Annotated in this window: 23 protein-coding genes and 3 tRNA genes; 7 read left to right on the top strand and 19 right to left on the bottom strand. The window is 63.9% G+C overall.

The genetic code is table 11. The features are described 5' to 3' along the window. Positions 1-264: 264 nt before the first annotated feature. The gene (locus D9V32_RS16100; protein ID WP_147440487.1) at positions 265-2,394 is read left to right on the top strand and encodes a glycosyl hydrolase family 28-related protein; all 2,130 of its coding nucleotides are present in this window, start codon (positions 265-267) and stop codon (positions 2,392-2,394) included. A 35-nt stretch (positions 2,395-2,429) separates the two neighbouring features. Further along, positions 2,430-3,497 carry an acyltransferase family protein gene (locus tag D9V32_RS13415; RefSeq protein WP_183086321.1) on the top strand — a complete coding sequence of 356 codons (1,068 nt, stop codon included), beginning with the start codon at positions 2,430-2,432 and terminating at the stop codon, positions 3,495-3,497. A gap of 47 nt (positions 3,498-3,544) precedes the next feature. On the opposite strand, the gene D9V32_RS16095 is transcribed toward D9V32_RS13415, so the two are convergent. The 13 genes from D9V32_RS16095 to D9V32_RS13355 form a co-directional block, all read right to left on the bottom strand. Continuing rightward, positions 3,545-4,027 carry a hypothetical protein gene (locus D9V32_RS16095; RefSeq protein ID WP_147440486.1) on the bottom strand — a complete coding sequence of 161 codons (483 nt, stop codon included), beginning with the start codon at positions 4,025-4,027 and terminating at the stop codon, positions 3,545-3,547. Positions 4,028-4,183: 156 nt separating this feature from the next. After that, positions 4,184-4,327 carry a hypothetical protein gene (locus D9V32_RS16275; protein WP_183086320.1) on the bottom strand — a complete coding sequence of 48 codons (144 nt, stop codon included), beginning with the start codon at positions 4,325-4,327 and terminating at the stop codon, positions 4,184-4,186. Beyond that, positions 4,327-4,509 carry a hypothetical protein gene (locus tag D9V32_RS13405; RefSeq protein ID WP_121649419.1) on the bottom strand — a complete coding sequence of 61 codons (183 nt, stop codon included), beginning with the start codon at positions 4,507-4,509 and terminating at the stop codon, positions 4,327-4,329. The genes D9V32_RS16275 and D9V32_RS13405 overlap by 1 nt, the downstream gene beginning before the upstream one ends. A gap of 195 nt (positions 4,510-4,704) precedes the next feature. After that, positions 4,705-4,777: transfer RNA gene (locus D9V32_RS13400), tRNA-Val, on the bottom strand. Between the two features lie 62 nt (positions 4,778-4,839). Further along, positions 4,840-6,510 (bottom strand): apolipoprotein N-acyltransferase, encoded by a 1,671-nt coding sequence (gene lnt, locus D9V32_RS13395; protein ID WP_121649418.1) that lies wholly within the window; start codon positions 6,508-6,510, stop codon positions 4,840-4,842. Between the two features lie 44 nt (positions 6,511-6,554). Further along, positions 6,555-9,122: a DEAD/DEAH box helicase gene (locus D9V32_RS13390; protein WP_245982334.1), complete on the bottom strand. Its 2,568-nt coding sequence runs from the start codon at positions 9,120-9,122 to the stop codon at positions 6,555-6,557. Continuing rightward, complete coding sequence (gene tatC, locus D9V32_RS13385; RefSeq protein WP_121649416.1) at positions 9,061-9,813, bottom strand: twin-arginine translocase subunit TatC; 753 nt, start codon at positions 9,811-9,813, stop codon at positions 9,061-9,063. Before tatC ends, D9V32_RS13390 begins: the two co-directional genes overlap by 62 nt. A gap of 49 nt (positions 9,814-9,862) precedes the next feature. Then, a complete protein-coding gene (locus D9V32_RS13380) occupies positions 9,863-10,069 on the bottom strand; it encodes a twin-arginine translocase TatA/TatE family subunit (protein WP_121649415.1) in 207 nt (68 codons plus the stop codon). Between the two features lie 76 nt (positions 10,070-10,145). Beyond that, positions 10,146-11,135: a helix-turn-helix transcriptional regulator gene (locus D9V32_RS13375; protein ID WP_121649414.1), complete on the bottom strand. Its 990-nt coding sequence runs from the start codon at positions 11,133-11,135 to the stop codon at positions 10,146-10,148. Beyond that, entirely contained in the window at positions 11,132-12,160 is a 1,029-nt protein-coding gene (locus D9V32_RS13370; RefSeq protein WP_121649413.1) for a helix-turn-helix transcriptional regulator, read from the bottom strand. The genes D9V32_RS13375 and D9V32_RS13370 overlap by 4 nt, the downstream gene beginning before the upstream one ends. 147 nt (positions 12,161-12,307) lie before the next feature. Next, complete coding sequence (locus D9V32_RS13365) at positions 12,308-13,213, bottom strand: FKBP-type peptidyl-prolyl cis-trans isomerase (RefSeq protein ID WP_121649412.1); 906 nt, start codon at positions 13,211-13,213, stop codon at positions 12,308-12,310. Positions 13,214-13,314: 101 nt separating this feature from the next. Next, entirely contained in the window at positions 13,315-14,352 is a 1,038-nt protein-coding gene (locus D9V32_RS13360; RefSeq protein WP_425462010.1) for a tRNA (adenine-N1)-methyltransferase, read from the bottom strand. Beyond that, complete coding sequence (locus tag D9V32_RS13355) at positions 14,349-15,044, bottom strand: HAD family hydrolase (protein WP_121649460.1); 696 nt, start codon at positions 15,042-15,044, stop codon at positions 14,349-14,351. Before D9V32_RS13355 ends, D9V32_RS13360 begins: the two co-directional genes overlap by 4 nt. Before the next feature lie 101 nt (positions 15,045-15,145). Here D9V32_RS13355 and D9V32_RS13350 point away from each other — a divergent pair, with 101 nt between their 5' ends. Next, entirely contained in the window at positions 15,146-16,219 is a 1,074-nt protein-coding gene (locus D9V32_RS13350) for a PAC2 family protein (protein ID WP_245982333.1), read from the top strand. 65 nt (positions 16,220-16,284) lie between these two features. Here the strand turns inward: D9V32_RS13350 and mshC are convergent, their stop codons facing one another. From mshC to D9V32_RS13335, 3 genes are read right to left on the bottom strand one after another with little or no spacing between them, the layout of a single operon-like run. Continuing rightward, complete coding sequence (gene mshC, locus D9V32_RS13345) at positions 16,285-17,523, bottom strand: cysteine--1-D-myo-inosityl 2-amino-2-deoxy-alpha-D-glucopyranoside ligase (RefSeq protein WP_425462011.1); 1,239 nt, start codon at positions 17,521-17,523, stop codon at positions 16,285-16,287. A 10-nt stretch (positions 17,524-17,533) separates the two neighbouring features. Beyond that, complete coding sequence (locus D9V32_RS13340) at positions 17,534-18,379, bottom strand: undecaprenyl-diphosphate phosphatase (RefSeq protein WP_121649409.1); 846 nt, start codon at positions 18,377-18,379, stop codon at positions 17,534-17,536. A gap of 24 nt (positions 18,380-18,403) precedes the next feature. Then, entirely contained in the window at positions 18,404-19,720 is a 1,317-nt protein-coding gene (locus tag D9V32_RS13335; protein ID WP_121649408.1) for a M20/M25/M40 family metallo-hydrolase, read from the bottom strand. A gap of 162 nt (positions 19,721-19,882) precedes the next feature. Between D9V32_RS13335 and D9V32_RS13330 the strand changes: the two genes are divergently transcribed. The 3 genes from D9V32_RS13330 to D9V32_RS13315 all read left to right on the top strand — a co-directional run bounded on the left by D9V32_RS13330 (position 19,883) and on the right by D9V32_RS13315 (position 21,520). Next, positions 19,883-19,967 (top strand) — tRNA-Leu (locus tag D9V32_RS13330). A 682-nt stretch (positions 19,968-20,649) separates the two neighbouring features. After that, positions 20,650-20,734, top strand: a tRNA-Leu gene (locus tag D9V32_RS13325). A gap of 492 nt (positions 20,735-21,226) precedes the next feature. Beyond that, positions 21,227-21,520: a ribbon-helix-helix protein, CopG family gene (locus D9V32_RS13315; protein ID WP_121649406.1), complete on the top strand. Its 294-nt coding sequence runs from the start codon at positions 21,227-21,229 to the stop codon at positions 21,518-21,520. Positions 21,521-21,599: 79 nt separating this feature from the next. Here the strand turns inward: D9V32_RS13315 and D9V32_RS13310 are convergent, their stop codons facing one another. After that, the gene (locus tag D9V32_RS13310; protein ID WP_121649405.1) at positions 21,600-21,947 is read right to left on the bottom strand and encodes an ArsR/SmtB family transcription factor; all 348 of its coding nucleotides are present in this window, start codon (positions 21,945-21,947) and stop codon (positions 21,600-21,602) included. Positions 21,948-22,045: 98 nt separating this feature from the next. On the opposite strand from D9V32_RS13310, the gene D9V32_RS13305 reads away from it, so the two are divergent. Further along, positions 22,046-23,305, top strand: coding sequence for an MFS transporter (locus tag D9V32_RS13305; protein WP_121649404.1), 1,260 nt, complete (start codon positions 22,046-22,048; stop codon positions 23,303-23,305). Between the two features lie 139 nt (positions 23,306-23,444). Here D9V32_RS13305 and D9V32_RS13300 read toward each other — a convergent pair whose 3' ends face one another. Together D9V32_RS13300 and D9V32_RS13295 are read right to left on the bottom strand one after the other, a co-directional pair. Beyond that, positions 23,445-23,996 (bottom strand): TetR/AcrR family transcriptional regulator, encoded by a 552-nt coding sequence (locus D9V32_RS13300; protein ID WP_121649403.1) that lies wholly within the window; start codon positions 23,994-23,996, stop codon positions 23,445-23,447. Between the two features lie 70 nt (positions 23,997-24,066). Then, positions 24,067-25,266: an MFS transporter gene (locus D9V32_RS13295; protein WP_220700713.1), complete on the bottom strand. Its 1,200-nt coding sequence runs from the start codon at positions 25,264-25,266 to the stop codon at positions 24,067-24,069. Between the last annotated feature and the right edge of the window lie 10 nt (positions 25,267-25,276).

The following is a 25,276-nucleotide window of genomic DNA, read 5'->3' as shown; positions in this document are numbered from 1 at the left end:
AGACATCGTGAGTTCTGAAGCTCTCCGGGGCTCGCCCTGGTATCGAATCGCAGTCACCTGGCTAGATTCTGCTGGGAGCTACTCGCGGGTGGACCTTGGGCGGTTCTTTGCTCGGTCTGGTGGTGGCCCGATCTCAGATATGGGCGGGGAAGTGAACTGGGCTCCGGCTCAGGCTGTTTGGCAAGAAGAGGTTCCTGAGGATCTGCCGCTCGGGTGGCTGTGGTTCCAGGACAACGATCAGGGCATCGTGTACAGGAGGGTCGAATGAGACTAGTCGAAATTGGGCGCATCAAGGGGCCCGAGGGAAAGAAGGGCGACCGCGGGGCGAAGGGTGATCGCGGCCTCGATGGCGTGAACGGCGTTGAGAACGACACGGCAGTGGCCGGGTATGTGGAAACGCTGTCGAGTAAAACTCGTGCTGCGACGGACCGTCTTTATCGACCCCGGGTCGCCGCAGATATTGGCGCAGTCGGAGACGGCGTCGCGGACGATACCGAAGCGCTGGTAGCGCTTATCGACGCTGCCGGAGATGGAGAGGCTGTTCGCATCCCAGCCGGTAAGTACAAGCTGACTCGGGCATTGCGAATTGACAGCAAGTCCATCCAGATCGATGCTACTGGTGCGTTCTTTACCCAGTTTGGGAATGCTGGGGTTTTCAGCTTCCACGGCGGTCTTGGGCCGGTCCAGGCTGCAAGTTTCATTCGCACTGAAGTTCAGAATGATAGGCCATACTCGTATTGGCGAGTAGCTTCGGCTGGCACCTTTGACCCCGGAGGAATCGCAAAGCTGGCTTCGGACGACATCATGCCTGGCGGTCGAATCGGCGTTGGCGAGCGCGCCGATCGCGCTGGGGAGTTTCTGAAGATCATTTCTGTAGACGGAAACGTTTTGAAGGTTGCCGGAGCCCCCCGAGGCGTGTACACGCAGAATATCCGGATCGCCGCACTGATCTCTCGAAGTTTTACCCTCGAAGGTGGCTCGTACGGGTACAACACCCTGGGGGACAAACAGGCAAACCCAGTGGGTTTCACAAGCTGTATCACTCCTGTAGTGCGTAACATTACGATTCGAAACTCTCCTGGGCCAGCCCTAAGCTTCACCAACTGCTATGCATACGACGCTTCGAATGTTGTCGTGGAGTCAGCGGAGAACAGCCCAACCCTGCTTCAGTATGGATATGGAATCTCCGACACGGTATGTGAGGCAGGTGTCGTGACCAACCTGACGGCGTCGAATTGTCGCCACGCTTTCACCACGGGCACAGTTGGCACGCCCCCGAACAGTTCGATGCTGAATTACGGGATGACCCGCAACACGCGCGTATCCAACTCGACCGCGCGTGGTACGGATTCGACGGCATGGGACACGCACCTGGTTAGTGATGGAGTGCAGTTCATTAGCTGCACCGCTGAGGGCTGCTACACCGGAATCAACTTCCGAGGGTACAACCACAAGGCCATCGACTGCCGCGTTGTGGACGCTTGGGCCGCTGTCACAGTTATGGACGAGTTCGCAAATGGCGGAGAAAGCTACGGCCACGAAGTGGACGGGCTCACCTGGGCGGGAATCTACAGTGTGCCGATCCGATTTTCGATTCGGCAGGAGGGCCACCCGATGGGTGCGTTCATAGAGACTCGGCCGAGCTACTTCAGGAATGTTCGTGGGCAGGCCTCTCTGGGTTCCAGCACGGGTGTTCTCTACGTTCCGGGCGCGACGGCGGTTTGTGAGAACTTCTCAATCGATGTTGTGGGGGAAGCGCCTACGGATGGGGCGCTGTTCCAAGTCGCTGGCGGAAACCTCACACTACGGGACTCCATTTTCGATTTCCGCCGTATGACAGCCGGCACGTACGCCCCAGTTTGGGGTCGAGGTGCAGACGCCGTAGATGCAAAGCCAACAACTGTGATTGCAGATCGGCTGTTTGTTAGAAACAACGCTGAAGTAGCCTCTCGGATGAGTGTGGTCAAGCGTAATGGGTTTGGCTCAATCACCTTGTCAGATGTCATTTTCGACTATGCGCCGACATCAAACTATTCGGGAAGCCTGGGAGGTGACACGGCGAACAATCCAACTCGTCTTGGATACATCGCACGAGAGGGCCAGCGTCGAAATAGTGCGGTGTCGGTATACACGACAGCAACTAACCCTGGGTCTGCGTTGGAGATATCCAACGATCCAGTCGTCACGGTAATTTACAACCTGGCTGCTCCATTCACTGTTTCTCCGCCACGAGAACCTAACCGGCTGGGGCAGAGGCTCGTAATTCTCAACGTTGGGTCTTCCACGGTGACAATCCCCGCGGTTGGAACGATTAGTGGAACAGCGAAAACGCTCGGGTCTTCACAAGAGGCCGCATTGGTTTGGACTGGAAGTAGCTGGCGGATTGTAGCCTAGCTGCTCATTAGGATTGGGTGTGCTTGAATGAGCTGGTGAGTTCAAGCATCCCTCTTCCATCCCGCAGGCTGCCGGCCCTAGACGGGCTGAGATTCGTCGCGGCACTAGCGGTAGTTATTTTCCACTTCACAGCCTCCCCATATGGTTTGGGATGGTCAATCCCAGCGCCGCAAGGATTCTCAAGGCTCGCGCAATTCACTGTCTACGGCGCAATGGGCGTTCAGCTCTTCTTCGTAGTGAGCGGGTTCGTGATACTCATGTCTGCATGGGGACGCACGATCCCGCAATTCGTGGGGTCTCGGGTGGGGCGCATATTCCCCGCGTACATCTTTGCCGTGCTACTCACAGGAGTCCTTTACCCGATAATTATCGGCGGCGAAGTGAATCTTCCCAAAGTCCTAATGAACTTGACGATGCTTCAACAGCCGTTTGGAGTTCAGCTAGTTGATGGCGTCTATTGGACCATGTGGGTGGAAATATGTTTCTACGTACTGATTGGCATTGTTCTTCTCCGCGGCATCACGGTGGGTCGAGTAACGGCTTTGGTCGCGTTTTGGCCGCTGGTTGCGATTCTCATTCGCAACGTTGACACGAGAGCGGCTGACTTTTTCCAGCCGTTGTTTGCGCCGCTGTTTGCCGCAGGAATGGGCCTGTACCTGATCTATGCATTTGGTCATTCGCTACTCAGGTGGGCACTTGTCGCGTTCAACGCTGTAATGGCCGCCCATCTCACGTCTGGGACTTGGATGCGATGGACAAGCGAAAGCGTAGGTGTGCGGCAAGATCCCCTGGTTTCTTACTTTGTGGTAATCGGGTTGATCGCTTTGGTGGCCGTATGCGTGCTCACTCCACTTCGACAGGTTGGTGGCAAATACGCAACGTTGGCGGGTTCGTTGACGTATCCGTTGTATCTGACTCATGTCTATTGGGGACTTCTGGTGGTGGGGCTAGTTGAGCCAGCACTCGGCAAATGGGGTGCTCTTGTGGTGGCGATAGCGGCGGTGGTGGCTTTTGCGTATGTAATCGTGCGCTATGTGGAGCGGCCGCTGGGCCCGAAGCTGAGACGTAATATTGAGTCGGCGCTTTCAAGAGAAATAAAATAAAGCGGGGCGGTTCCTTCGGGAGCCGCCCCGCTTTTTGCGTTTCGGGATCAGCCCACGAGGTCGGCGCAGAATGTGCGCCCGAAGGTCATGGCTTCACCCCAGGCGTCTGACCAATCCCATGGCGTCGACGTGGCATCGAGCTCTGTGGTTTTGGCCTTTTCGAGGGCGGCAAGGGCGAGCGGCATCTGTTTCGGCGCGAAGTCATTGTTGGGCAGGCATGCCTCGAGCACTGCCACTACTTCGTCGCGGGCTTTTTGTGCGCCGGCGAAACTGGGTGTCGGGCTATCTAGTGATGCTACCCAGAGTTCGAAAATGGTGGACGCGGCAGGGATCGGCGCGTCGTAAGCCAGCTCGGCGGGGGAAGCCGACGCGCTTGGGGTAGGTGTCGGAGAGGTTGATGCCAAGCTCTCGGCCGGTGCCGCAGCGAATCCTGCCGGCTGCACCGTCTCTCCCGCAGCGGAGCATCCCGTGAGGGCTGCGGCGAGCGCGGCCGTGGCCAGGAGGAGGGGGAGTGTGCGGCAGGTAGTCATGGACCTATTTTAAAGTAGCAGGGTCGCCATTAAAAGAGGCGTAACTGATGGAGGTCACCCCTTTTATAGGGGTGACCTCGTGCCTGCGTGGTGAGGCTAGTGAAAAGCGGGTCGACTCTTTCGAGAGTCGCCCCACTGTTGGTGTTTGGGTCCTGATTACTTCTCCTTGCGGATCGACAACACCGCGAACCCCTCGGGCACCCGCGCCTGGGCCTGCTCGAGCGCAGCCTCATACGTGGCTGCCTCGACCTCGATAGTTGTGACCTCGGACGGGCGCACCTGCAAAATAACCTTCGGCATTACCGCTTGCCCTTCTTTGGCCGGCTGAAAACGTAAGTGGACGCGCGACTTAAGGCGCGGGGCACGATGTGGTCGACGGTCCAGCCGGCGGCCAGCATCTTCTCGTACTTACGTTTGCCGTTCCAGTCTTGGATGATGATCGACATCGTTTTGACCTCGCGGCGCTCGGGCGGTGTTGTCATGCCCACAGTGTATCGGCAGTGCTAACCGCGCCGGTGCGGTCCTCCGGGCTACTCCCCCGAAATGGGGATGATGGAGCTTGCGAAGTAGCCTCGTGAAGCACCGCATAATGCAAGTCTGCTTACCATTTGCTAACCAAACGAAAGAAGCCTGGTCAAGCAAGTTGAGAAAACTTGACTTGACCAGGCTTTTATCTGTGGGCGATACCGGACTCGAACCGATGACCTCTTCCGTGTGAAGGAAGCGCGCTACCAACTGCGCCAATCGCCCTTTTGAGTTGTGAACCCGTTCCCGGGCACATCAATACTGTATCTGATGCGCCCGGGCTCGGCCTAATCGTTGTCCGCGTCGCGTGTCGCCTCTGGCACCGCGGAGGCCGCACGTGCGGGGCGGGGCCGGCGGCCGAAGAACAGGGCACCCACGAGCACCATGATGCCACTCCAGCCGAGCAGAATCTGCACCGCCTGACCGATGTCCGTGCCGGGGGTGGTCCCCCGATACAGCGGCACGTCGGTCAGCATGTAGCCGGGCTTATACGGGGCGATCTCCGCGAGCGTCGCACCGTCGGCGTCCACCGTCTGGCTCGTGCCCACGGTGGAAATGTTCACCAGCGCACGGCCCGTCTCCATGGCGCGCAGCCGGGCAATCGCGAGCTGCTGCTCGTTCTCGGCCGTGCGGCCAAAGTCCGCGTTATTCGTCTGCGCCAAAATGACCTGCGAACCGTGCTGCGCCGCATCACGCAGCAGGTTGTCATCCACGATGTCAAAACAGATCGAGATCGCCGCAATCGTGCCGCGCACATCAAACAGGTTGCTACGCGTGCCCGGGGTGTAGTCCCGCCCAATCAGGCCGATCAGATCCGGGGCCAGCGGCTCCCAGAACGCACGATCCGGCACATACTCACCAAACGGCACCGGACGCACCTTGTCATAGTGGTTCTGTGGGCCGCCCTCGGACTCCCACAGCAGCGACGTATTGAAGAACTGCCCATCACGCTCACTAATCGTTCCCGTGATCAGTGGCGCATTGAGAGCCTGCGTCACCGCATTCAACGCCTGCGAGGCGCGAGCGTCAACCACCGGATCAAAATCCGTACCGTTTTCCGGCCACACCACCATGTCAACCTGCTTATCCAGCAGCGGCAGCGTCGCCGTCAACTGGCTCTGCAACACCTCACCCGGCTGACGCTTATCAAAGTATCCCGCCGGACCATTGCCCTGCACCGCCGCAATCCGGCTCGTGCCAATCTGCTCCGTCTGAGCCAGCGGAACCGCCATCACCGCACACACCACGAGCGCCGGCACCGCCAGACGCCACGGGAAACGCAGCACACCGGAACGCACCAGATACAGCCCGGCCGCGGGAAGTAGCGCCAACACAAACGACGCCCCCGTAAACCCGACCCAGCTCACCAGCGACGCAAACGGGCTCTCCGCGTGCGCGAGCACCAGGCGACCCCACGCAAACCCGCCATACGGCCAGTTCCCGGCGATCTCCTCACGCGTGATCCACACCGCGGCAATCGCCACCGGCGTCACCACCGCGGCCAGGCGCGGCGGAAAAGCGCGCGGAATCCGCCGCGCCACCACCGCGATCACACCCGCACCCAGGCCAAAGAAAATGCCCTCGAGCGTCGACAGCGCAGCCCACGGAACCGGCCCCAGATACAGCGCAGTCCAGGACACCAGGGACAGATAGAATCCGATACCGGCGAGTAGGCCCAGACCCGTCGCCGCCCAGAACCCGCGCCCAATCACCGCGAGCAGGATCATCACCACGCCCACAAACGTCAGCGGCCACCAGCCGAGCGCCGGGAACGCCGAGGCGAGCACCGGGCCCGTCCCGACCGCGAGCAGCAGGGCCAGCGGCCAGCGCACCCACGGGGTCTCGGCGCTGAACCGCGAGGGTTCACCGGGCAGCGGGGCCGGGCGCAGGAAACGCCGCCAGCGGCCCTCGTTCGGTATATCGGCAGCACGCAGCCCCGACGTCATCGGCTGAGTCATTCACGCATCCTTCTGCCCGCTCACTACGGGCCCCTCAAGATCTATCAGACCGAGCTGTATGCCACGATGCCGCGCCGGACGCCATTCAGGGCGCGCCGCGCAACCGTCCGCACCTCCGGATCGCCCACGTTAGCGAGCTGATCCAACAGGTCAATGGTTTGCTTCGACCAGCGCACAAAATCGCCCGCGGCCATATCCGCCTCGCGCAGCACCTGATCCAGGTCACGCCCGCGCACCCACTCAAACATCGCCCGAGACAGCCCGGTCGAGAGTGGTTCGCTGCCCGGCAGTTGATGCGCACGCTCGGTATCATCCAGCTTCGACCACAGTTCCTCGGTCTCGCGCAGCGCATCACGGAACGCGCCACCCGGGAGATCGCGCTCATCGAGGTTGCCCTCGTCACGCCGCGGCTCATACACGAGCGCACAGGCCATCGCGGCCAACTGCGGCGCATCCAACTCGCGCCAGAGACCCCGGCGCAGCGCCTCCGCCACCAGCAGATCACGTTCGCCATAGATGCGCTTCAGGATGCGGCCGCTCTCGCTCAACGCAAGCGCGCCATTCTCATCCTTCACCAGGTACTCGCGGTCCTTGAGGACATCCGTCACCCGGTCAAAGACCCGCGCCACGGCACCGGTACGCTCGCTAATCTGACGGGTCAGCGAATCGGTGGAACGCTTCAGCTTCCACCAGCGCTCGGCCCAGCGAGCATGCTGCTCCCGATCCGGGCAGCGATGACACGGGTGATCCCGCATCTGCGTGCGCAACTCGCTCAACCGCTCCTGCCGGCGACGCTGCAGGGCCTTCGAACCGTGCTCGTTCGACTTCCGCTCAATATCGGTGAGCTCACGACGAATCCGCGAATACTCGGCAAAATCACCCAGGTGGCAGGCCATCGACTCGGCGTAACCCGCGAGCGAGGCCCGCTGATCCTGCACCTGACGGGCCAGCCCGATCACCGCACGATCCGCCTGGAACTGCGCAAACGACGACTCCAGAATGGTGCGCGTGCGCGCCCGACCAAACTGATCGATCAGGTTGACCGCCATGTTGTACGTCGGGCGGAAGCTCGAACGCAGCGGATACGTACGCTTCGACGCCAGCGAGGCCACGGCCTCGGCATTCAGCTCATCTCGCCAGTGAATGACCGCGTGGCCCTCCACATCGATACCGCGACGCCCCGCACGACCGGTCAGCTGGGTGTACTCCCCCGGTGTGATCGGCACGCGCGCCTCACCGTTGAACTTCTCCAGCTTCTCCAGCACCACCGTGCGCGCCGGCATGTTGATGCCCAGCGCCAGCGTCTCGGTGGCAAACACAACCTTCACGAGCTTGCGACGGAAGAGCTCCTCCACAACCTCCTTGAACGCCGGCAACAGACCCGCGTGGTGCGCGGCCACGCCACGCTCCAGGCCGTCACGCCAGCGCCAAAAATCGAGTACAGCGAGATCCTCATCACGCAGCGTGCGCGTGCGATCGTTCACGATCGCCCGGATCTCCCGACGCTCGTCACCGGTGGTCAACCGCACACCGGTACGCAGCACCTGCCGTACCGCCTGATCGCAGCCGTTACGGCTAAACACAAAGAAGATGGCCGGCAGAAGCTCGTTCTCCCCCAGCAGCTCAACCAGTCCCGCGCGATCCAACTGACCGTTACCCGGCAGCGAACGACGCTGATGCCGATCGCGGTCCCGATCACGGCGGCCGCGGCCGCGCGAACCACCCGAGAACGAGCCGTGCGCCATCCGAATAAACTCCGGGTTCACCGTGCGAGTATCCCCGCGGAACTCCGTCTCAAACATGTCCACAAGCTTGCCGCGCACCAGCACGTGCTGATCCAGAGGCACCGGACGCGCCTCGGACACGATCACCTCGGTGTTGCCCCGCACGGCCTGCAGCCAGTCACCAAACTCCTCGGCGTTCGACACCGTTGCCGACAGCGCAATCAGACGCACCGTGCGCGGCAGGTGGATGATGACCTCCTCCCACACCGCCCCACGGAAGCGATCGGCCAGGTAGTGCACCTCATCCATCACCACAAACGCCAGATCGTTCAGCAGCGACGATCCGGCGTAGAGCATGTTGCGCAGCACCTCGGTGGTCATCACCACGATGCGTGCGGTCGAATTGATGTTGGCATCACCGGTGAGCAGACCCACCTGGTCCGCGCCGTACTCGGCCACCAGCTCGGCATACTTCTGATTACTCAGCGCCTTCATCGGCGCGGTGTAAAACACCTTATCGCGCAGATCCTGCATCGCCGCGAAGATCGCAAACTCCGCCACCACGGTCTTACCCGCACCGGTGGGTGCCGCGACCAGCACGCTGTTTCCGGCCTCAATGCTGATCGCCGACGCCCGCTGGAAGGGATCGAGCGCAAACTTCTTGCTCCGGATAAAGGCCGAGACCAGCGGCCCCGCCACATCCGGCCGCTCCGGCGCCACCACCGGTTCGGCCTCCGCCGACACACCGGCCGCAAACACCTCGTCGGTCAGTCGTTCCTCACGCTCGATCTGCGAGGCAGCGGCGGAAGAGTCGGGGGCGTAGCGGTCATTTCGCGCCTTCCGGGTGAGGTACATCCTCCGCGAGGCGCTTGGCCGCACGTCGGTCATGAGCCCAGGCTACCCCCCAGGCCGCGAAATACAGCGCGGTCATGGGGATGGCGAGCAAAAACATCGAGATCACATCGGCCGAGGGCGTCGCCGCGGCACAGAATACCGCGATCATCAGGATCGCCCAGCGCCAGCCGCCAATGATCGCCCGCGCGCTGAGGATACCCACGAAGTTGAGCAGCACGAGCAGGACTGGGACGACAAACGCAATCCCGACCGCGAGAATGAGTCTCAGCACGAAGTCGTAGTAGTAATTAGCCTGGTAAATGTTGGCCGCACCCTCGGGGGTGAACCAGGCCATCACCTCGACGATGTGGGGGAAGACCAGCCAGCCGGCGGTGCAGCCCGCGAGGAACAGCGGAATCGCGGCCCCGACGAATCCGGCGGCGTAGAGCTTTTCCTTCCGCGTCAGCGCGGGCATGAAAAACGCCCAGATCTGCGAGAGCCACACCGGCGACGACAGAACGACGCCGATGGTGAGTGCCACCTTCATCTGGAGGTCAAACGGCGAGGTGACCGTATCGAAGTTCAGCAGCGCCGTCCCGTTGACGCTGAGCTCCTTGATCGGTCGAGAAATCTCCTTGATTGCCTGCCGGGAAAAAATAAACCCGACAACCATCGCGAGGACGATCCCGATAGCGCTGATAAACAGGCGCTTTCGGAACTCGACTAGGTGTGCGCCGAGGGACATCCGTCCCTCCCGGTTTCTTCCCGGTTTGGCGCTGCCCGCCACGGCGGGGTTAGTTCTTGGTCTGGGCGTCGTCCGCAGGGGCCTCAGCCGGGGTGGAGTCACCCTCGGTCTTCTTGCCGCTGCGGATTTCGCTCTTAAAGATGTTCATCGACTGCCCGAGGCTGCGCGCCAGGCCCGGGAGCTTCGGTGCGCCCCAGATCAGGAGAATGATGAACAGCAACACCGGCAGGTGCCATCCGGATAGTGCGTTAGGCATAAGAAATCCTCTGGTTGGTGTACACGTTCGTACCCTGTGAGTCTATCGCGAATCCAGAAGAATCGCAGTTCGGTCGTTATAGCCCGTATCCGGCCAGCGCCTCGGAGGCCCAGGCCGCGACCTCCTCGCGGGCGGTACCCGGATCCGTGACCTCCGCGAGGCCACCCAGGCTTGCCACGACGCGCTTGAAGCCGTGTACGTGACCAAGCCGCAGATTGACGAGCGAGCGACCACCCTCCTCGCGAACCTGAGAATCGGCGGTGAAAAACTCGGCGATCATGGGCAGCGCGGCGGTGTCGATGTCGACCGTGACGGTGAGGTCGGAGGCGGAGGGCTGGAAGAAGTCCGACGGGACGCTCAGGTCGTCCGCACCGTGCTGCGCCTGATTCTCGCCGATTTCGACGCGACTCATGCGGTCGAGACGGAAGGTGCGCACGGCCTGGCGCAGGTGGCACCAGCCGCGCAGATACCAGTCGCGATCGAGAGACTCGACCCGCAGCGGATCCACCGTGCGATGCTCGGTACGGCCATCGGCCGAGAGATAGTCAAAGCTCAGCTCGCGGCGCTGCGCGAGGGCATCACGCACCGGAACCAGGGCGGCCGTGGCGGGGCTCGCGGCCACCGCTACCTCGGTCGGGCGACCCGAGGCACCGATCGCGAGCTTCGACATCAGCGAACCGATCACCTCGTCATCGGAGGAGCCGGGCAGCGCCGAAAGGTACTGCAAACCGGCGATCAGTGCCGCGGCCTCACGCGCCGAAAAGCGCGGGGAGTCGTCGATCACCACGAGGCGGGTGAGCACGATCTGGTCGCGCTGCTCGAAGAGATCCCAGTCGATGTCGAAGAGGTCTTCGTGCTGGTATGCGCTCGTCTCGCCGGGCACGCCGGAGACGGCGATCAGGGTCACGGATTCGCGAATCAGCGACTCGTTCACCCCGAAGTGCTCGGCGGCATCGGCGACGCTGACCTGCTCGTGCTCGATCAGGTAGGGCACGAGCACGAGCAGGAACGCAAGGCGATCGCGGCCCTGCAGTCCGGCACCGGTGCGGGTCGTGGACTTGGTCATCGGGTTTCCTCTCGGGCGGCACGTTCCTGCGGGCCATGGTTGGCCAGGGTGCGGCGCAGCCGCTCGATCACGGCGTCACGCAGCGCCGCGGGCTCAATCACGCGCACCTCGGGGCCGTAGCCCGCGAGCTCATCGGCAAAGACGTTGACGTCGGTGTAGTGCACCCGCAGCGGAACCTCCGCGCGTTCGAGCGCCCGCGTCACGAGACGACGCTCGGCCTCGGTGTTTGCCCGTACCTCGAGCAGTGCGCACTGGCCCTCATAGAGTGCGCGGAGATCGGCGAGGGCGCGCTCGGCGCACCCCGCGTTGTCTTCGGTAAACGAGCGACGGGTCGTGACCACGGCACCCAGGATGCGCGAGAGCAGGAAGGTGCGCGGTGCCTCGGCATCGCGATCGATGCCGTGAACGTGCCAGCGACCCTCGTGCTGCACCAGGGCGAGAGGCGCCACCCGACGGCGACGCGCGTGCTCCGCCCCTGGCTTGAGGTAGTCGAACGACACCTCGAGGCGGCGATCCATCGCGGAGTTCAGCGGGCCAAACGCGCTCTCTCGGGTGCGCAGGCGCGGGGCGTAGCCGATCAGTGGGTCGGAGGATTCGACGCCGAGCGAGCGCAGCTTGTGCAGCGCGCGCTGAGACTCATCGGACATCGAGCCCTCTCGCCAGACGGCACCCGCGAGCGAGAGCACGGCAATCTCGGCGGGCGAGAACACCACCTCGGCGGGCAGATCGTACTCGCCCTTGGGGATGCGGTAGCGCAGAAGCTGGTTGTTCCCCGTCTCGCCCGGAGGCTCAACGGTTTCGAGCGGGATGCCGAGCTCGCGCACATCATCCTTATCGCGTTCGAACTGACGTTCGAGCGAGGTGTTGTCTCCCCCGCGCACAAACTTTTGGCGATATCCCTGCACGGTGGAGAGAATTTCGCTCTTGGTCAGCCCCTGTTCACTCGCGAGCAGGGCCAAAACCAGGCTAAAGAGACGTTCCTCGACGGGAACGCGGGGCGTGGTGGCGCGTTGAGATTCGAACACGTATTCAGTTTAGCGTGTTGTGGACGCCGGTGGTGGCTCCGAGACGGGCGCGGCGCGCGGATGTCGCACACACCCAAAAAGAGGGTGCGCCGCGTCAGGAAACTGACGCGGCGCACCCTCAAGAAAATCGAGAACTAGTTCACAGGACTAGATTCCGACGGTACCGAGAATGTCGACCACATAGACGATCGCACTTCCGTTGCCCTGCTCCGCAGCATCCTGCTTGGAAGGCGGAACAACCACGAGCACGCGGGAGCCGATGGTCTGGCCCTTCAGTGCCTCGGCGAGGCCGGGGCCGAGCTTTCCGAGCTGCGCGACCGTCGGGGTCTTGTCGGTCCAGCTGGAGTGAATGATCGTGCGATCCTTCCAGCTGGCCGCGGTCGAGTGCATCGCGAAGGCCTCGTTCGGGTCTTCGAGCTTCTTGCCCTCACCCTTGATCAGGGTGGCCACCTTCAGGTCGGTCGGGGCCGCGCTCTTGGGGATGGTCAGGCCGGGGGTGCCATCCGGTGCGCTGACGACACTCGGCAGGCCCGGCTGAATCACCGGCAGGTCGCGACCGGTAGCCCGGTCGGGCAGCACATCGGTGATGTCGGCCACGAAGACCACACCGGGGGTGTTTTCCTTTGCGTCATCGGTACCGATGACCGAGACGATCCGAGAGCCGGCCTGCGCACAGGTCAGCGCGGGACGGAACTGCTCGGGCAGGGTGTCGACCAGGTACGGCTGAGCGCCGGTCTGCTCGCTCGACTGCAGCAGCTCGCCATTCTGGCCGTTGTACAGCGAGAAGTTCATGGTCACAACCTGGTTGCCGGTGATCGGGACACCCGATCCCTCACGCGCAACGTGTCGCTCGCTCTTACCCACGTACAGCGGGGCGGCGATCTCAACCTTGGCGACCGAACCGGCCTTGCCACTGGTCTGTACGAGCGCGGCGGCCTTGCCATCCGGAAGAGCCGGAACACAGTCGGCTGCCGAGGGCCCGGTGGTCGAGCACGCGGTCAGGCCGGTGGCCAGCAGCGCGGCGGCCACGATGAGTGCGGGGGTGTTGCGCACGTTACCTCACTTTGGGTTGTGAAAGAAAAACGGTCAAGACTTCAGACGCGATGGTGTGTCCAGTCTAGGCGACCGGACACACCACTTCGAACGCGTGGGAGCTAGTTTGCCTCGGGGGCGTCGGCATCAGCGTCGGCACCCAGGGTGCGGCTGAGCGAGGACTCGGCCGCGGCCTGAGCCTCACGCACGCGCTTGCGCAGCGACTTATCGCTGGCATCACGTACGCCGAGCGAACCCGGGGTCCAGGCCTCAACATCCTCGGCGCTGAACTCGGTCTTCGAGGCGCGACGCTTGAGCTCGGGCATGATCGTGCCGTCGGCAAGCTTGCGGGCGGTGATCAGGAAGCCGGTGTGCGCGATCATGCGGTGATCCGGACGCACTGCCAGGCCCTCCACGTGCCAGCCACGCACCATGCTCTCGCTCGAGCTCGGGTTGGTGACGCGGCCGGTGGCACGCATCGCCTCGGCCACGCGGGAGAGCTGGGTGACGGTGGCCACGTAGCACAGCAGCACGCCACCGGGCACCAGCGCGTCCAGGCAGGCGTCGATGCACTCCCAGGGGGCGAGCATGTCGAGGACGATGCGGTCCACGGTGCCGGGCTCGGTGGTCTGCGGCAGGGTCTCGGCGAGGTCACCGGCGGTGATCGACCAGTTCTCCGGGGTGTAGCCGAAGAAGGTGGTGACGTTGGCGCGGGCGACGTCGGCGAACTCCTCGCGACGCTCATACGACTTCAGGGTGCCCTGCGGGCCGATCGCGCGCAGCAGCCAGAGCGACAGCGCGCCCGACCCCACACCGGCCTCGACCACGGTGGCACCGGGGAAGATGTCGGCCTCGCCGACGATCGCGGCGGCATCCTTGGGGTAGATGATGGCGGCGCCGCGCGGCATCGACATTACGAAGTCGACCAGCAGCGGGCGCAGCGCGAGGTACTCCTCCTCGGCGGAGTTCACCACGACCGAGCCGTCGGGCAGGCCAACGATCGCGCTGTGCTGGATGACGCCACGGTGCGAGTGGAACTCGCCGCCCTCCTCGAGCGCGAAGGTGTTCTTACGCCCCTTGGGGCCGGTCAGCTGGACGCGGTCGCCAAGGCGGAACGGTCCGGAGTTGAGGGCCCGCTCGGTGCCGGGGACAATGCTCACGAAGAAATCTCCTGGGTGTTGTTGAGGGTGGAACGTCGCCAGGCTAGCGCGCTCAGATCCGCCAGGCGCACCCCATCAAGGGTGTCCCACACGGTAAAGTCGGGGTTTTCGGCGACCACGGTGGCGTGCGGCACCACGATGGCGGTGGTGCCCGCCGCGGCCGCGGAGGTCACACCGGGGAGGGAGTCCTCCAGGGCCACGCAGTCACGAATATCCACGCCCAGGGCCTCGGCACCCAGCAGGTAGGGCTCGGGGTGCGGCTTGGCGTGGGTGACGGAGTCTCCGGTGATGAGCGCGTCAAACGCGGGGAACTCGATCAGGTCGATGATCTTCTCGGCCATGCTGCGAATCGACATCGTCACCAGCGCGGTGGGGATGCCGTTTTCGCGCAGCTCACGCAGCAGTTCGAGCGCACCGGGCCGGAAGGGCACACCGTGCTCCTCGATCTTGCCGATCACGCGCCCGGTCATGGTCTGCACGATCTCATCGAGCTCCAGGTCCACGCCCTTCGCCTTCAGCACGGCGGCGCACTCCCAGAGGCCGGAGCCCACCATGCCGAGGGCGTCTTCCTCGGTCCATTCGCCGCCGAAGGAGCCCACGAGCTCCCGTTCGGTGGCAATCCAGTACGGTTCGGTATCAACGAGGGTGCCGTCCATATCCCAGAGGACTGCGGCGGGGGGCTTAGTGGTCACGGGGTCCAATGTTACCCGGTCCGGCTCGGGCAGTAGGGTGTAAGCACACCCGCGCGTCCATCGGATGCCATTTCGGGTGCGAGTGTTCGGGAGAGTATCGGGTGAATGAACGAGTCTTAGTCGTCGCGTTTGAGGGCTGGAATGACGCCGGGGAGGCCGCCTCCGGGGCGGCAAAGGTGCTGCGTGACCACCTCGCGGCCACGCCACTGAAGAGCATCGACCCGGAGCCGTACTACGACTTCCAATTCACCCGGCCCACCATTTTCGTTGATGATTCCGGCCGCCGCGCGCTGCGCTGGCCGGAAACGACGTTCTTCGCGCCGGGTGCGGCCTCAACCGACGCCGAGGACGTGGAGACTCAGCCCGCGTTTATCCCGGAGTCGCTCGGCGCGCACGTCAGCACCGATAACGAGGCGCAGGTCTACCTGCTGATCGGCACCGAACCGAGCCGCAGCTGGCAGGCGTTTGTGTCCGAGGTGCTCGACACCGCCCTGGTGCACGACATCGGCCGGATCATCGTGATGGGATCGGTGCTCGCCGACGCCCCGCACACCCGCCCGATCCAGATCGAGTGCACGAGCGATAACGCCGATATTCGGGCCGAGCTCGAGGTGGAACGCAGCCAGTATGAGGGCCCCGTGGGCATCCTCAACGTGCTGTGCATCGCCGCCGAGGCCGTGGGCATCCCGACCCTCTCGGTGTGGGCATCCGTGCCGCACTACGTGCACAACACCCCGTCGCCGAAGGCCATTCTCGCGCTCGTTGATCGCATCGAGGAGCTCGTGGGTGTGGTCATCCCCCGCGGCAACCTGCTGGCCGAATCCGCCGAGTGGGAGCAGACGGTCTCGACCCTCACCGCCGAGGATCCCGACATGGTGGCCTATATTCGCCAGCTGGAGCAGGCGCGGGACACCGTGGAGGACCCCGAGGCCTCCGGCGAGGCGATTGCCCGCGAGTTCCGACGCTTCCTCGACAGTGCGCCCGAAGCCGTCGTTGACGGGCCTGACACCATCGTTGACGGGCCTGACGCCATCGTTGACGGGGCTGACGCCATCGCTGAAGGGTCTGCGGCAGCGGAGGCCGGCGACGCCGGATCAGGCACCGACTCGGACGCCGACTCCGACACCGACTCCAACGATCGCGGCCCCGAGTTCCCCGACTCCCCCACCGCGTAGCCGAGCCGGCCGCACAAACACAAAACGCCGTCACCCGAGGGTGACGGCGTTTTGTGTATCCGAGGCTAGAGCTCGACGCCCAGCAGCGCCGACACCAGGTCGGCGAAGAGCGCGCGATCATCAACGCTCTCGACGCTCGCATCGATGAGGGCCAGGGCTCCTGGCGTGTCGAGATCGTTCTGCAGGGCTTCGCGAACGCGCTCGAGCAGCGCGAGTGTGGCACCGGCGACGGGGGCAGAACCCGCGGCGCGCCAGCGCGCCAGGCGCTCCTCGGCCGCGGTCAGTCCGGCCGCAAACCACTCCCAGTCTTCGCGGTAGTGGTGTGCCAGGATGGCGAGCCGGATCGCCTGCGGCTCGGTGCCGCCAGCGCGCAGCTTGGAGACCAGCACGAGGTTGCCGAGCGACTTCGACATCTTCTCGCCCTCGAAGGCGACGAGGCCCGCGTGGCTGTAGATCCGCGCGAGCGGCTCACCGGTCAGGGCAGAGGCGTGCGCGGCACTGAACTCGTGATGTGGGAACGGAAGGTCGCCTCCGCCGGCCTGCACGGTGTAGTTTTCACCCAGCAGATCGGCCGCAATGACGCTGCACTCGATGTGCCATCCCGGGCGTCCCGCGCCGATCGGTGCGGGCCAGGATGGATCGTTCGGGCGCTCGGAGCGCCACAGTAGGGGGTCCAGCGGGTCGCGCTTGCCCGCGCGCTCGGGGTCGCCCCCGCGCTCGGCGGAGAGCGTGAGCATGAGGTCCCGCGAGTATCCGCTCACAGATCCGAGCGTCCACGGGCCGGCCGCGGCGGCCGCGACCACGTCGAAGTAGATGTCCTCACCACTCGCCTCAGGGGTTTCGACCCGGTAGGCCAAGCCCTTCTCCAGCAGCTCGGCCACGGCGTCCGCGACCTCGGCGATGGTCTCGGTCACGGGCACGTATTCCCGCGGCGGGAGAATGCTCAGCGCGGCCATATCGGTGCGGAAGAGCTCGGTCTGTTCCGCGGCGAGCGCGCGCCAGTCCACACCGGTAGCGGTGGCGCGCTCAAGCAGCGGGTCATCCACGTCGGTGACGTTCTGCACGTAGTGCACGTCATATCCGGCGTCGAGCCACACGCGCTGCAGCGTATCAAAGGCAAGATACGTAGCGGCGTGGCCTATATGGGTCGCGTCATACGGCGTGATGCCGCACACGTAGAGGCCGGCGGTTCCGGTGGCGTCCACATCCGCGCGCTCGAGCGAGCCGGTGGCGGTGTTGTGAATGCGCGGTGCGGTGCCGGCCCCCGGGAGGGACGGCACACGCGGTGTCGCCCAGCCGGGAATGGTGCCGAGACTAGTTGCCATATGCGGACAGCACCCCGGTACCCAGCAGGATGAACAGCGCGATGCCGAGCAGCACGCGGTAGATCACAAACGGCATGAAGCTGCGGCGCGAGATGTAGTTCATGAAGAACACGATCACGACGAGGCCCACGACGAACGCCACGATGGTCGCGACGATGGTGGAGGCCACACCGAAGGGCTCGGGCGCACCCGAGGTATCGGTGAACGCCTGATACACCTGGTAGAAACCGGCACCCATCACGGCCGGGATGGCCAACAGGAACGCGTAGCGAGCGGCGGCCTTCCGGGTGTAGCCGAGGGCCAGACCCGCGGTGATCGTGCCACCCGAGCGCGATACGCCGGGAATCAGCGCGAGAGCCTGAGCGAATCCGTAGATGATGCCGTGCCCGTAGGTGAGGTCCTTGAGGCGCAGCTGCTTCTTTCCGAGCCAGTCAGCCAGACCCAGAATGAGGCCAAACACGATCAGCGTGGTTGCGGTGAAGTACAGCGAGCGGAACGTGGTCTCGATGTCGTCCTTGAACAGCACACCCAGAACAACGATCGGGATCGAGCCGAGGATGATCAGCCAGCCCATCTTGACGTCGGGATTGCTGCGCGGAACCTTCCCCACCAGGGCCTTGCACCAGGCCCCGATGATCCGGACGATGTCCTTCCAGAAGTACAGGATCACGGCCAGCTCGGTACCGATCTGGATGATCGCGGTGAACCGTGCACCCGGGTCTTCTCCGGTACCGAGGAACGCACCCACGATGCGAACGTGGGCGCTGGAGGAGACCGGAAGGAACTCGGTCAGGCCCTGCACCAGGCCCAAAATTATGGCGTTAATAAATTCCACGCGAGTGACTTTCTTTCGTGGTGGTTAGTAGTCAAGAAGCAGATCGGTGAGAACCGCGCGGCCAAACACGAGAGCATCCAGGGGAACACACTCGTCCACGCCGTGGAACATCGCCGGAAAATCAAGTTCGGCCGGCAGCTTCAGCGGGGCGAACCCATATCCGGCAATACCCAGCTTAGACAGTGCCTTGTTGTCCGTGCCCGCGGCCAGCAGATATGGGAGCACCGGAGCACCGGGATCGTGGGTTCCAAGGGCGGCCGTGACGGCGTCCACCAGGGTGCCCGTTACGGGGTTTTCGATGCCGACGTCCTGGTGCGAGATTTCGATCCGCACCTCGTCACCGATGAGGGCCTGGAGCTGCGCCACCACGGCGGCCTCCTCGCCGGGGAAGCAGCGAATGTCGATTCGGGCCTCCGCGCGATCGGGAATCACGTTGTGCTTGTATCCGGCGGACAGCATGGTGGGATTACTGGTAGTCCGCAGGGAAGCGTGAATAAACGCGCCGGCCGGGCCGGTCGCGAGGGCGATCTCGTCGGGCCCGACGCGCTGCGGATCCACACCGAGGAGCCCCGCAAGGGAGGCGATGAGCTGCTCGGTGGTATCGGTCAGCCGGACCGGCCACTCGATGGTTCCGATCGCGGCCACGGCACGCGCGAGCTTGGTGACCGCGTTGTCCTGCAATACTCGAGAACCATGCGCGGCGGTGCCGGTAGCCACGAGCTTCGCCCACACCAGCGCCTTCTCCCCGGTCTGCAGCAGGTACGCACGCCGATCATTCACGGTGACGGAATACCCACCCACCTCGCTAATAGCCTCGGTCGCGCCCTCGAACAGGTGCGGGTGGTTGTCCACCAGGTAGTGCGAACCGAAGATTCCGCCGTTCTCCTCATCGGCAAAGAATGCAATCACGAGATCACGCTCGGGGCCACCACGCTCGATCACATCGGCCAGCGAGGTCAGAATCATGGCGTCCATGTTCTTCATATCCACGGCACCACGGCCCCAGATCATGCCGTCCTTGATCACGCCACCAAACGGATCTACCGACCAGTTCTCGGGATCAGCGGGCACCACATCGAGGTGCCCGTGCACCACGAGCGCACCCTTATCGCGATTGCGACCGGGAACCCGCGCCACCACGCTCGTGCGGCCCGGCGCGGCATCAAACATCTGCGGCTCAAGCCCGAGCGCCCGCAGCTTCGCCTCGACGTACTCCGCAGCCTCCGTCTCCCCATCCGACACACCGTCGCCGTAGTTTGTTGTATTCAATTGGATAAGTTCACGGGTGATGATTGCGGTCTCATCGAGCGCAAATTCCGCGTAATTCTGGGCCTCGGTCATGCTCACAAGGCTACCGTGCATCCAAACCCAATGATGGATTTGTGTCGGTTGGTAAAAACGCGAGTTTTGCGTCTGGTAATGTTTTACACGTTGGACGGGCCACCACCCAGACAACAAACGCCGGTCGCGAAAGCGATCAAGCCGAGAAATCGGAAGTTACCCGCGCGGGTGGCGGAATGGCAGACGCGCTAGCTTGAGGTGCTAGTGCCCGTATTAGGGCGTAGGGGTTCAAGTCCCCTTCCGCGCACACTGTGTTGAGACAGTACTGAGAGGCTCGAATCTTCGGATTCGGGCCTCTCCTCGTTTTTGGGTTCAACTCCCGCTGTACCGTTTACAGCAGCACACTGTGTTGAGACAGTACTGAGAGGCTCGGATCGAAAGATCCGGGCCTCTCCTCGTGTGGGGGTTCAACTCCCGCTGTACCGTTTACAGCAGCACACTGTGTTGAGACAGTACTGAGAGGCTCGGATCGAAAGATCCGGGCCTCTCCTCGTGTGGGGGTTCAATTCCCGCTGTACCGTTTACAGCAGCACACTGTGTTGAGACACAACTGAAAGGCTCGGATCGAAAGATCCGGGCCTCTCCTCGTTTTCCGGCTCGGATCGAAAGGTCCGTGCCCTTTCTTATTTTCGGAGCGCCCGAAGTGGTCCCGCAAGGGCGAACCGAAGGCGCGACACTCGCGGCCGACAGCATCCGAACGCGCAAAAAACGGCCCGAGGAACGAAGAACACCGACGGCGACACACCGGAAAACACGGGCGACACCGCTGAAATTGGCGAACCAAGCGGGCCACACGCACATACGCCCGACACCCACCGAGCAAAACGAGCGTGGCGTCTCTGGTAGTGTTCTATCTGTTGGAACGGCCACGGCCGGAAAGACAAGTGCCGGTCACGAAAGCGATCAAGCCGAGAAATCGGAAGTTACCCGCGCGGGTGGCGGAATGGCAGACGCGCTAGCTTGAGGTGCTAGTGCCCGTATTAGGGCGTAGGGGTTCAAGTCCCCTTCCGCGCACAGTATCGAAGGGCCCGGGTCGAAAGATCCGGGCCCTTCGTCGTTTCACCACTCGGCGCCGCGTGCGGGGCCACCAAAACGGCATGCGGGAACCTCCGGAGCTTTCCACAGGCTCACTCTCGAGAGAACTTCTCCCCCGCACTCTCGGCAACTCCCCAGGCCGCATTATTCCGAACTATGGTTTTGTACACGAAACTAGGGTAGTTTTGTATACGAAACAGGTCGGCGGCACACGATGCACGTTCAGGTTCACCGGTCGGCACTCAAGCGGGGTTTGAGCGTCGACGAAGTCACTCGCATGTGGATGTTTGGCACCGACGAAATGACGATTTACGATGGCGTACCCCCGCGATACGTCCGCCTGGCATTCGACAGCTCGGGTCTCCCCTGGGAGGTCGCGTCGCTCGCATTCGGGAGCGGCTCCAGGTACCTCATCATCCACGCAATGCCCGCTCGCAAGAGCACCGTCACCAAAATGCAAGGGAGACTCAGATGAACAACGGCATCGCAACACCCGAAAACGGCTCCTACGGCCAGATCGACGGCGTCGAGATCACCGAGACTGTTATCGCCGGGCTCGTCAAGAACGCCGAGGAGGGGTTCCCGGGCGCCACCATCCGACCCACCGGGCGCCCCGCACGCGCGTCCGAGCCCTCGCAGGCAGTCACCGTGCGCCTGAGCGAGAGTGAACTGGCCGCGCTCATGGCCCGCGCCGAGCGAGAAAACCTCGGCCGGTCGGAGGCGATCCGCGCGGCACTCGCTGCCTGGGCCTCCCCCGCCAGCTAGCATCACACAACCAGAAACGGCCGACCCCGTGCGGGGTCGGCCGATTGCGCATTGCTGCACGCGGCGTACGCTCGCGCGGCTATTCGAGCGGTGCCGCCGCCACGAGTTCCAGGAGCCCGGGGAACCGTGCACTCAGATCCGCCACTCGCACCCGGCTGCGGCGCTCGGTACCAAATCGACGCTGCTCGATGATCCCGGCCTCGCGCAGCGCGCGGAAGTGATGGGTCAGCGTGGATTTGGGGCGGTCAATGCCCACCCAGGTGCAGGAACGGAAGACGTCGTCGCCCTCACCCATGAGTCGTTTAACGATGGTGATCCGCAGCGGGTCAGACAGCGCGGCAAACACCACGTCGAGCCGAATGTCCTGAGCCTCCGGTTGTTCCAGACGCTCCTCCTGGCCGGCCTGCGGCAGCAACTGCGTTGTCATGCCCCACAGTCTACAGCGTTCACGCCTTAGTACGACTTTGGTAGTACTATTCTCAGGTACGACAAAACTCGTACTACCCTCGCCAGGAAGGCACCCCCTTGATTTCCTTGGTTTCCGGCCGCCGCGGCGGCATCTGGATCCTCGCCGGCATCCTCCTCACCGCAATCGCCACGGGCTCAGCGCCCTCACCGCTGTACCCGCTCTACAGCGCGGAGTGGCACCTCACGCCACTCCTGACCACCACGGTTTTTGCGGTGTACGTGGGCGGGTTGCTCGTCACGCTCCTCACCGCGGGGGCGCTCTCGGACTACATCGGTCGCAAGCCCCTCATCGCGATCGGGCTGGCGGGGCTGCTGATCGCGATGGGGTTTTTCATGTTCGCGAGCGGGCCGGGCACACTGATCCTCGCCCGCATCGTGCAGGGTGGCTCGGTGGGCCTCATGATGGGCACCCTCGGCGCGGCAATGCTCGATAACGCACCCCGCGGCAACACCGCCCTGGCCGCCACACTGAACGGCTCGGTCCCGCCGGTGGGGCTCGCGTTCGGGGCCATCGTCTCCGGTTTCCTTACCCGCTTTGCCCCCAATCCGGCATTCACCGTCTATGCAAGCTTCACGATTCTGCTCATTGCACTCGCCGTAGCGCTGATCTGGGTTCCCGAAACCGTGACGCGGCGCCCGGGCGGCCTCGCATCACTGCGCCCCACCCTCGCGATCCCCACCGCCTCCCGCTCGCTGTTCGGAGCACTGGCCGGCGCGTTTGCCGCGAGCTGGGGCCTCGGTGGCCTGTTCCTCGCCATGCTTCCGTCCATTCTGATTGCGCGCTTTGATCTCACCGACCACCTGCTCCCCGGGCTTCTGATCGGCCTGTTTACCCTGATCGGGGCTGCGACCGGGGTCGTCACACGCGGGGTAAATCCCCGGCACGCGCTTCTGGCGGGGCTCGTGGGGCTCATCGCCGGTTCCGTACTCATGGTGGTCGCGGTGGATGTCGAGAGCTTCGCGCTCCTGATCACCGCCAGCATCGTGGGTGGCATCGGATTTGGTGCGGGCTTCCAGGCACCGCTGCGCATGCTGACCGCCACCGCCGAGCCCCAGCATCGCGCCGGGCTCCTCTCGGCCATCTACGTGGTCAGCTACCTGTCCTTCGGCGTCCCGGTTCTCATTGCCGGAGCGCTCGAACCCGTTCTTGGACTCGCCACCGTCGCGACCCTGTACGGCCTCGTCATGGCGGCGAGCGCGCTCATCGCCCTGATCGCGCAGCTCCTCTCCCGCACCGATCGCCGCCTGGAGCGCGAGGCCGGACGAGCCGAGCACTCGGCGCACCCCGAAACGGGACCGATCGCCCCCGCAGCCTAGCGATCACCCTGCCGAAACCGGCACGATTTGCGACTGGCTCGGTACAGCACACAGCGGCGGCCACCCCGGATATCCGAGGTGGCCGCCGCTGTGTGGACAAGAGCACTGTGTAGACGAGAGCAGTACGACAGATGCTGGGCTAGGGGGCGGAGGGGCTCTCGAGCATGCCCGAGATGCGCTCCGCGAGGGCACCGCGGAGCTCGGCGGGGATTCTCACGTCGCTGATGGCCTCGCTCGCCCACAGTCCGTTTGCTGCGAGCACCGCCAGCAGCCGGTCGAGGGCCACCGGGTCCTCGGGTGAGACCCCTGCCAGATTGGGCGTCCACTCAGCAAGGACGGCCGACCAGGGCCGTCGCAGCTCACTATGAATTGACGACTCCAGGATCAACAGCAGCTCGGGACCGCTGGCACTTCTTGCGCTCACTCGCGCGTAGGCGGCGATCTTCTCATCGGCGGTGGCCTCTTCGGGAGCACGGCCGAGCGCCTCGATCAGACGCTCTTCCCAGCGCTGCGCGAGATACTCGTGAAGAGCGAGGAGTAGCTCCTCCTTGGAGCGGAAGTGATAGAGCAGTCCGCCGCGGGATATCCCCGATGCGGCAGACACCGCCTCAAAGGTCACCGCAGAGACGCCCTCCCTTTCCACTACGCCGTAGGCGGCGGAAAGGATCTTTTCACGATTGCTGGGTCTCATGGGTCTCTCTTTCGGCTCAACTCATCCCGCCCCTCTGTCTATCGCATTTATGCCGGGTTTGGGAATCGGATCAGCGCGTGGTGCGGGCGGTCCCAAAAACCACCCCGCCGGCCAGGGCCGATGCCGCGGCAATGGTCAGGGCCGGAACAACTCCCAATCCGTCGATGAGGAGCCCACCGATCCCGGCCCCCACGGCAATTGCCAGCTGGAAACCGGCCACGACGAGTCCGCCACCGGACTCCATGCGATCGGGAACCACGCGGCCCATCCAGGTGCTCAGCGTCGTGAGCCAGGCACCAAACCCAATTCCCCACGTCGTCATTGCCGTAATGACCACCCAGTGCTGGCCCGGGAGTGCGGCGAGGAGCGCGATTGAGGTTCCGATCAGCGCCGGTACAACAAAGCGAAGCACCGCCAGATGGCGATCAACGAGCAGCCCAATCACCAGGTTTCCGACAACACCGCCCACCCCGAATACGACGAGGAGCAGTGCGATGGCCGCCGCATCGAGCCCGGGAACCCGGGCAATCACAAGGAGAATGTAGGTGAACGCGATGAAGTGCCCCAGCACGGTCAGCATGTGTCCCGTGAGTCCCTGTCGGATGCCCGGGATGCGCAGGGTCTCCCCCAGTGATCGGAATCCGCCGCCGGAGGGAGCGGGGCTGATCTGCGGCAGGACCGCGCGTAGGGCGAAACCAACCAGCACCGTGAGAACGGCGACCGCGGCAAAGATCAACCGCCAGTCCATGACGGAGCCCAGATAGGTTCCAACCGGAACACCGGCGACGGTGGCCGCGGTGGGGCCGGTGTTGACGATCATGATGGCGCGCCCCAACCGGTGCGGGGCTGAGAGCCGGGCGGCGATCGCGATGGACATTGCCCAAAAGGCGCCGAGGGCCGCGCCCAGCAGCAGCCGAGCGACCAGGAGCATCACATAGCTGGCCGAGAGCGCCACCAGGGCGCTGGAGAGTGCCGCGGCCACCGCGAGCAGAACGAGCAGGGTTCGGCGATCAAGTCGGGGGAAGAGTATCCCCACGGTTGGGCCGGCGACAAAGCCGGCTAGCGCCGTTGCAGTGACGGCCTGTCCGGCCTGACCCTCGGTAATCCCGAGGGCCGCGGACATCGCGGGCAGAAGGCTGGGCGGTAGGAACTCAGCGACCACGAGCATGAAGCTGGTGAGCATCAGGAGCAGAATAGACGCCCAGGCCGTGTGCTCCCGCACTACGGTGGCGGCCGCGCCCGCGGGGTCTGGCCGTTCAGGTGTGCGCATGGGTGGGATC

This window comes from Mycetocola tolaasinivorans (assembly GCF_003667565.1).
GTDB lineage: Bacteria > Actinomycetota > Actinomycetes > Actinomycetales > Microbacteriaceae > Mycetocola > Mycetocola tolaasinivorans.
The sequence above is the reverse complement of the archived record's forward strand: the minus strand, read 5'-3'. Positions and strand labels throughout refer to the sequence as shown.